A 6351-nucleotide genomic window follows, 5' to 3' on the forward strand; every position below is an offset into this window, starting at 1 on the left:
GATTTATGTTACTCATTTCAAGTTGGTAGTGTACAATCCAAAATCTATAAATAATGAGTATCTTAACCACTGGGATGTACGTATGCAGCAACAAATAGATGATCAAAAAATGCATGGTGGTAAGCGCGAAGGTTCTGGACGCAAGAAAGGTTTACCGACAGAAAATGTCAGGCTGGTCACGGCTATTTCGACTGAATGTAAAGAATTATCAGACCTATATAAAACCGCAACAGATGAACAGCAAAACCTGATTCGCCATGCCCTACGCGCTTATCTTCAAGAGCTAAAACTTCTTTAGCAGTATTGAGAACTGCGCACAGTAAAACGTTCAATGCCGTCTTTCCCAAATAATAGAAAGTAGATATGCTCTTGGTTTGATATTTACATGGAGAGATATCGAGATGTTAGAAATCGCAGTTATCGCAATTTGCATAGGTGTCATCGTTATAAAACTTATGCCATCGAGCAAAAATAAACGCCGTGGACGCAACGAAGAAGTAACGTCGAATCAAACTACGCTAGAAGCCACCGTGCCCCATAAGAAGTTCGAGTATTTAACCACCGCCAATGAACGAAAATTTCATTCAGCGTTGAGACTTGCGCTTCCAAACCAATACACGATTCATTGCCAAACTTCTCTAATGGCGTTAGTCCAACCAATAGACCGTAAAAACTTCTCGCGAACCTGGGCAAAACGCATGGACTTTGTTATCACTGATCACGATACCAAGGTTATCGCGGTGATTGAGTTAGATGACAAAAGTCATCAGCAGGAGAAACGACAAAAACGCGATGAATATGTCAACGGAGCTTTAAGCGGCAATCACAAGTTGATTCGATTCCAAGCGAAACGTGATTATGACGTTCAGGAAATTGCTACCGTTTTGGATATTGAGCTTGATTTGGTTCTATTGCCAACGAGTGAACAAATGCAACGTGCATAAAAATCTTTCCTATTTTGCGTACTAACAATGTTTAGCACTCTTCAAATACTGAGAGTGCTTATACTCATCTAATTTTGTAGCTAAAACATACCAAAGCAAATACGATTATTTACGGTTCTGTAGAATCGTACCTTACATTAGTTTGTACCAGTCAGTTCATCTAAGTATATTCGTTACAGTATCACTTGCACCTATAGCGTTAAAGTTAGCACCTAACATCGACATTCTCGTTGCCAAAAGTGACACTGTCATTATTGGTACCAACTACTAACCCCAAACTCTGCCAGAACTTAATTGCAATAACCCTCATAAGGCGTTTTTTAGTGACATGATAACCCATTAGAACAAATCACTAGTACTCAAGCATGTAAAATCCACCAACTTTAATTTCTGTAATTTTATTACAAACAAATGAACTGCTGATTTTTAGCGGAATTTTATTCTGCTGTATCTTATTGTTTTATAGAGGATACTGGTTATTTTTAGCATCGTTTTACGTCTTGACGGGATAGATTAATGTGACTATTTACGCGAGTGTCACGTTTATCAAATATGGTTTGGAATGGTATTTTGTAGTAATAATTTAGTTATAGTGCAGTAGCCTGATATTAAAAAAGGCAGTTACCTGCCCTTTCTTATTGCTCTTGCTTTTTAGCGTTTTCGCGGATTTGTGTAGCAACAATTTTGATTGCTTCCGCGGTACTAATGCCTTGTGTCATTAGCTTTTGGATTTCTTCAACAGCTTTCTGTTGTTCTTCGTGGCTTAGGCTTAAATCATCAAACATAAAAAAGGCTCCTAATTTTAGGAGCCGACTATATTATGATTTGACGCTGATTACTAGTAACTCGTTAGGAAGTTAACATAACCTCCCATTGAGTTTTCATTGGTGTAGCTAGCACCAATATCCATTTGGAATAGATTTAGCGGTGATAAACCGATACCTGCGGTATAAGTACCTTCTGTATCATCATACGCTAAGTTTTTCTTCCAACCAGCGCGAAGCTTAAGCTGACGTAGCAAATCAAGTTCCGCACCTACTCGCAACATTTGTGTGTTATCGTCAAAACCAATGTAGCGCTCTTGCTCTTTCAAGTCGTAATCAACGCTCAAAGTAAAGTAGTCTGCGACGATACCTGCACCCACTGTGTACTGCGGTGACATCTCATACGCATAAGAAACATTTGTTCCATCAATAGACTTGATTGATTGCGTTTGAATATCACGCGAGATTAAGTTGGTTGCAGAGATACCCGCACGAAAAGGACCATAGAACCAAAGGAAACCAGCATCCATGTTAAACATGGTTTCACCTTTGCTGTTGTCGCGCAGATCTTTTAAATCATAATTGATTAGGTTAGCTTCATAAACGTAAGTGTAAACACGTTGCAGCTTTGGTGTGATACCAAATGAGATGTGTTGTCCCATAAAGGTTTGGTATTTCGCGAGAGTTAAGCCCGCTTCTGCAACCCCTACGCTTACAGCACGAACTGAACTGCCTAACGCATTTTCTGTTTCGTTGGCACCATCAGTTTTGATGTTAGTGGTAGCAAAAGACTCAGTATAAAGTTTACCAAACGCATTGGCGGCAACAAAACGGTTAGGAATAGCGAACGCTACTACACCGCCCATTTCAACGTTTAGTTGGTCACCCTTTAGTTGATCAAGTGTTGCTTGTGCGCCAGTGTAATCACCGGCTTTAATTTGCTTCTCTGCTTTTTCTAGATCGTCGACAAAATTGCCAGTATCGGTGTAGCTTAAACCGAAGCTTGGCGTGATCATGCCTAGCTCATCATTTCGACGATAGATGGCGGTCAGTGCTGGGTTATAAAATGGGGCAGTCAAAAAGTTAGCTGATACAACACCCACTCCGCCCATTGCATCGCCTCGAGCTTCCATTGCGTAGTTATCGGCGTATGCAGAGCCGCATGAAATAGCGGCAGCAAGAGGTAATAATTTGTATACGTTTTTCATATCAGGGCTAAATATATAGTTACGTTAGTATTTTATCGGCCCATTGTCGCCTAACTTTAGTTATTCCTCTAGCGAAACGTCATATGTTTTGCTGATAATTTGCGCCTGCTCTACTACTACTTTTCCTTGCCAACGGCGATGCGCCATCGAAACGGCTAATACGTAACGACCAGCATCAATTTCGTCACTCGGTAGTGAGGTTGGATAGTCAGATTCATAACTGCCGCTCCACACTTGGTTGTATTTACCATCAACATAGTCATACAGTGCCGCATTTAATTTCGGTAGTGGACAGTGTGAGTTTAACAACGCAGTTTGTTCTACCTGCCAGTGGTCTTTCGACGCCCAACGAACGGTCATGTACAGTTTAGGATCGCCTAAAATTAACCATGTGCTCCAGGACTCATTAGTGTCTGTTATGATATCTACACGGTAAAGTCCCATCGCAAGCTTATTACTTAAGTTGTAACGTTTGGAATAGGTGGAGATACCTGACTGATTCTCGCGTAATAGTTCGAGAGAGTTGTCATTTGAAACCGATTTATCAACCCATCGAGTCAAACTGATGTCGAGAATGGGCAAAGTAGATTGCACTTCAACGGTGGCGCGAAATGCATCTCGTCCTGGACTTTGTATTTCAGAACGTTGAACCAATACCCCTTTTAACCATTCCGGAAATTCTTTACTTGCCAGTCCTTTGCCACAATCCACTTCAAAGGATTGGACCAATAACTCGTTTAGATGTGGCGCAAGCGTTGGGCTTTGTTCAAGTTGCCACACTTCAACCAGCGACGAAAACATTGCAGTTAGGTCATTGTTCAAGAGGTGCTTATGGGTTTGAGTTAACGGAGAATTACTCTCAAACCAAGTGATACCTTCCGAAGTAACAGGCGCGCTAGCTAGCGCACCTGCAATCAATAATGATTTTCTAATCATGCTTTCATCTTATAACCGACGCCGCGAAGGGTTTCGATTTCAAGACCAGGTAATTTTTGGCGCAACTGCAATACGTGAGTGTCAACAGTTCGAGTTGTAGGGAAATGGTTGTAGCCCCACACGTGGTCCAGCAGCTCATCACGAGTGAATACGCGGCCCAAATTACTCGCCAAAAACAATAGAAGATCAAATTCAGTACGTGTCAGTGTAATTTGTTGGTCGTTAAAAAATACTTCACGCGTACTTTTATCAATCAACAAGTTTTCTGTACGGACTTTAGTGTCGTCTTCTTCTAGGCTATCGGGTGTACGAAGTTGCGCGCGAATACGAGCGAATAATTCTGCTTCTGCAAATGGTTTTGTCAGGTAATCATTTGCGCCGGAATCTAACCCCGCCACTTTGTCCTTCACCGTAACCAACGCAGTAAGCAAAATCACAGGGATCTCTTTGATTGCTTTCCATTGACCAATATGTGATACCGAATCACCGTCTGGTAATTGGCGATCAAGGATAACAAGATCCGCTTTCGCCCAATACTGCTCAACTTCTGCGATGGTTTCAGCATGGTAACATTCGTAACCAGCTTGCTCTAAGCTCACAAGCAGACCATCAGCTAAGTTTTTGTCGTCTTCAACAAGAAGCAGTGTTTGTTTCACAAGGTATCTCCAAAATAAACGTTGTTGGTGGACCAACGAGTGTCATTTTCCCACCCATCCGTCCTACCATTGAATCAACGATAGTTAAGCCCAAGCCTAGACCACTTTTACTAACAAAAGGTTTGCGTAATTGACGCCAATCTTTATGCGTTAGCTGTCCTTGGTCGATAACGCTGAACGTAATTTTATTATTAGATGTCTTTACATCTAATTTGATCGGCTTAACTCCATATTTCACCGCATTTCTTACTAGATTGTCGAGGCAAGTACCTAACCAATATACATTAAGTTTAGCTGCGACATCATTGTTGATCTCAAATTCGACTTGTTGCTCAAATTCTTCTTCTATTTTGAATTCAAGCCATTCGCCAACCGAAGGTACCCATTCGGACGCCAGCGGCTTATTGTCTGATTGCAAGTAGTCTTTGCTTGCCTCAGCAAGTTGTCTTAATCGGCGTGAATCTTCACACAGCCGCCTAAACTCATCATAAACAGATTCTGGTAACTCCTCAAATTCTCGACGGAAACCTTCCACTGTCAGAGACAAACTGGCTATTGGTGTTCGTAATTCATGAGTAAGAATTTGCAGCACAAGCATCCTACTCTTCATCTCTCTACGCTTGGTGTTCCAGCGATAAATAGACCAGCCAATTACCAGCAGTATGTTAGCTATAACTAGCCCTATCATACTGATTTTTAGTACATCTGCATGGTCTTCTACATCCCAGCAAATGTTGCCTCGTTGCACAAAACATGCGCCTGATTCAGCCCCGAGTGTAAAGCTTAGTCCAGCTTCAGTAACATTTTTACTCCAAACTGTCTCCGGATAGATGTAATAGCTATCATTCTTTCGTAGCCATAAATCGTCACCTTCCAAAAACATACTTGCACCGGAAATGAGCGCAGTGATGGTTTCTTCACTCATGCGCTGTAAACGACCAAGTAACGCGTTTCTATTTGCAAGTGGACGTTCTTTTATATGCATATACTGCTCAAGTGCAGTAACAAGTTCAGGGTGCGTTACAATGTAACGATTTGCATACGTCCCTCCACCGGGGTGGATAAAAGAGCTACGCGCGAACCAAGTAGAAGTCAGCTTGGTCCCATTACACATCGCGCGTGTAAACACTAATGGCTCCGTAACCAATGGGCTCAATGGTAGCTTCCCTTTACAGGATACGGATAGCTTGTAAAGTCTCTGTATATCTTCCAGCGGGTAACTGGATGTCTGGGGTAACATGGATTGGGGTGTCAGCAATCGTGTAGGATAATCTGACTGTAAAACCCTGACATCGTAGGATACCGATGCTTCCGATGTTTTAAATAAATTGACAAATTTATCAATACGTTCCGGTAACGTATCCGCACTTACGTTGAATGACGCAAGTACCAATAAGCTGACCAAATTTTTTATCTTTATGAGTTTCAAGGCAATTCTTATTAAATCAGCGAGTTACTACCAGACCTTGTCATTATGACAACTCTTGCTGGCTAAAGTGTAATATTCGTGTCAATTATATTAGCCAATATGTTATCTAAACTACTGGGTAAAAAACAAAAAAGCCAGCACTTTGCTAGCTAATTAAAGACTCGCGAACATTATAGTAGTTCGCACTGTTATTCTAGATGATCTTTATAAGCTATTACAATTTAGCGCTAAATTTCAGAGTGTTATCACGAAGACTCATTCTTTGCTAAACGCTAATCGATAAATCGAGTAGGAGGAGGCCTCACGGCCTCCGTCCTCTCACACCACCGTACAAGCGTGGGTCGCATACGGCGGTTCCGAATATACTTTTAGTGACTCATACCCATTTCGCAACGAGTACAGACCCAACTCCTC

7 protein-coding genes and 1 pseudogene are annotated in these 6351 nt (G+C 41.6%); 2 read left to right on the forward strand and 6 right to left on the reverse strand.

Features of this window, described 5'->3' with window-relative positions:
• The first annotated feature begins 82 nt into the window (after positions 1 to 82).
• Together IRQ95_RS15100 and IRQ95_RS15105 are read left to right on the forward strand one after the other, a co-directional pair.
• A complete protein-coding gene (locus IRQ95_RS15100; protein WP_194437697.1) occupies positions 83 to 298 on the forward strand; it encodes a hypothetical protein in 216 nt (71 codons plus the stop codon).
• A gap of 103 nt (positions 299 to 401) precedes the next feature.
• Positions 402 to 944, forward strand: coding sequence for a DUF2726 domain-containing protein (locus tag IRQ95_RS15105; protein WP_194437698.1), 543 nt, complete (start codon positions 402 to 404; stop codon positions 942 to 944).
• Between the two features lie 635 nt (positions 945 to 1579).
• On the opposite strand, the gene IRQ95_RS15110 is transcribed toward IRQ95_RS15105, so the two are convergent.
• The 6 genes and pseudogenes from IRQ95_RS15110 to IRQ95_RS22405 form a co-directional block, all read right to left on the reverse strand.
• Positions 1580 to 1729: a YoaH family protein gene (locus IRQ95_RS15110; RefSeq protein ID WP_075652611.1), complete on the reverse strand. Its 150-nt coding sequence runs from the start codon at positions 1727 to 1729 to the stop codon at positions 1580 to 1582.
• Positions 1730 to 1782: 53 nt separating this feature from the next.
• Positions 1783 to 2916: a conjugal transfer protein TraF gene (locus tag IRQ95_RS15115; RefSeq protein ID WP_194437699.1), complete on the reverse strand. Its 1134-nt coding sequence runs from the start codon at positions 2914 to 2916 to the stop codon at positions 1783 to 1785.
• Positions 2917 to 2976: 60 nt separating this feature from the next.
• Positions 2977 to 3852, reverse strand: coding sequence for a DUF2861 family protein (locus IRQ95_RS15120; protein ID WP_194437700.1), 876 nt, complete (start codon positions 3850 to 3852; stop codon positions 2977 to 2979).
• Positions 3849 to 4508 (reverse strand): response regulator transcription factor VxrB, encoded by a 660-nt coding sequence (vxrB, locus tag IRQ95_RS15125; protein WP_194437701.1) that lies wholly within the window; start codon positions 4506 to 4508, stop codon positions 3849 to 3851. The genes IRQ95_RS15120 and vxrB overlap by 4 nt, the downstream gene beginning before the upstream one ends.
• Positions 4483 to 5937 carry a sensor histidine kinase VxrA gene (gene vxrA, locus IRQ95_RS15130; protein ID WP_194437702.1) on the reverse strand — a complete coding sequence of 485 codons (1455 nt, stop codon included), beginning with the start codon at positions 5935 to 5937 and terminating at the stop codon, positions 4483 to 4485. The genes vxrB and vxrA overlap by 26 nt, the downstream gene beginning before the upstream one ends.
• Positions 5938 to 6255: 318 nt before the next feature.
• Positions 6256 to 6351, reverse strand: a pseudogene (locus tag IRQ95_RS22405) (group II intron maturase-specific domain-containing protein); the annotation flags it as partial.

Source organism: Vibrio fluminensis (assembly GCF_015278125.1).
In the GTDB taxonomy this organism is placed as follows: domain Bacteria; phylum Pseudomonadota; class Gammaproteobacteria; order Enterobacterales; family Vibrionaceae; genus Vibrio; species Vibrio fluminensis.

Bases quoted from the DNA above. Each gene is read 5' to 3' on its own strand.
- IRQ95_RS15100 (WP_194437697.1), top strand. From the start codon at position 83: ATGCAGCAACAAATAGATGATCAAAAAATGCATGGTGGTAAGCGCGAA.
- IRQ95_RS15105 (WP_194437698.1), top strand. From the start codon at position 402: ATGTTAGAAATCGCAGTTATCGCAATTTGCATAGGTGTCATCGTTATA.
- IRQ95_RS15110 (WP_075652611.1), bottom strand. From the start codon at position 1,729: ATGTTTGATGATTTAAGCCTAAGCCACGAAGAACAACAGAAAGCTGTT.
- IRQ95_RS15115 (WP_194437699.1), bottom strand. From the start codon at position 2,916: ATGAAAAACGTATACAAATTATTACCTCTTGCTGCCGCTATTTCATGC.
- IRQ95_RS15120 (WP_194437700.1), bottom strand. From the start codon at position 3,852: ATGATTAGAAAATCATTATTGATTGCAGGTGCGCTAGCTAGCGCGCCT.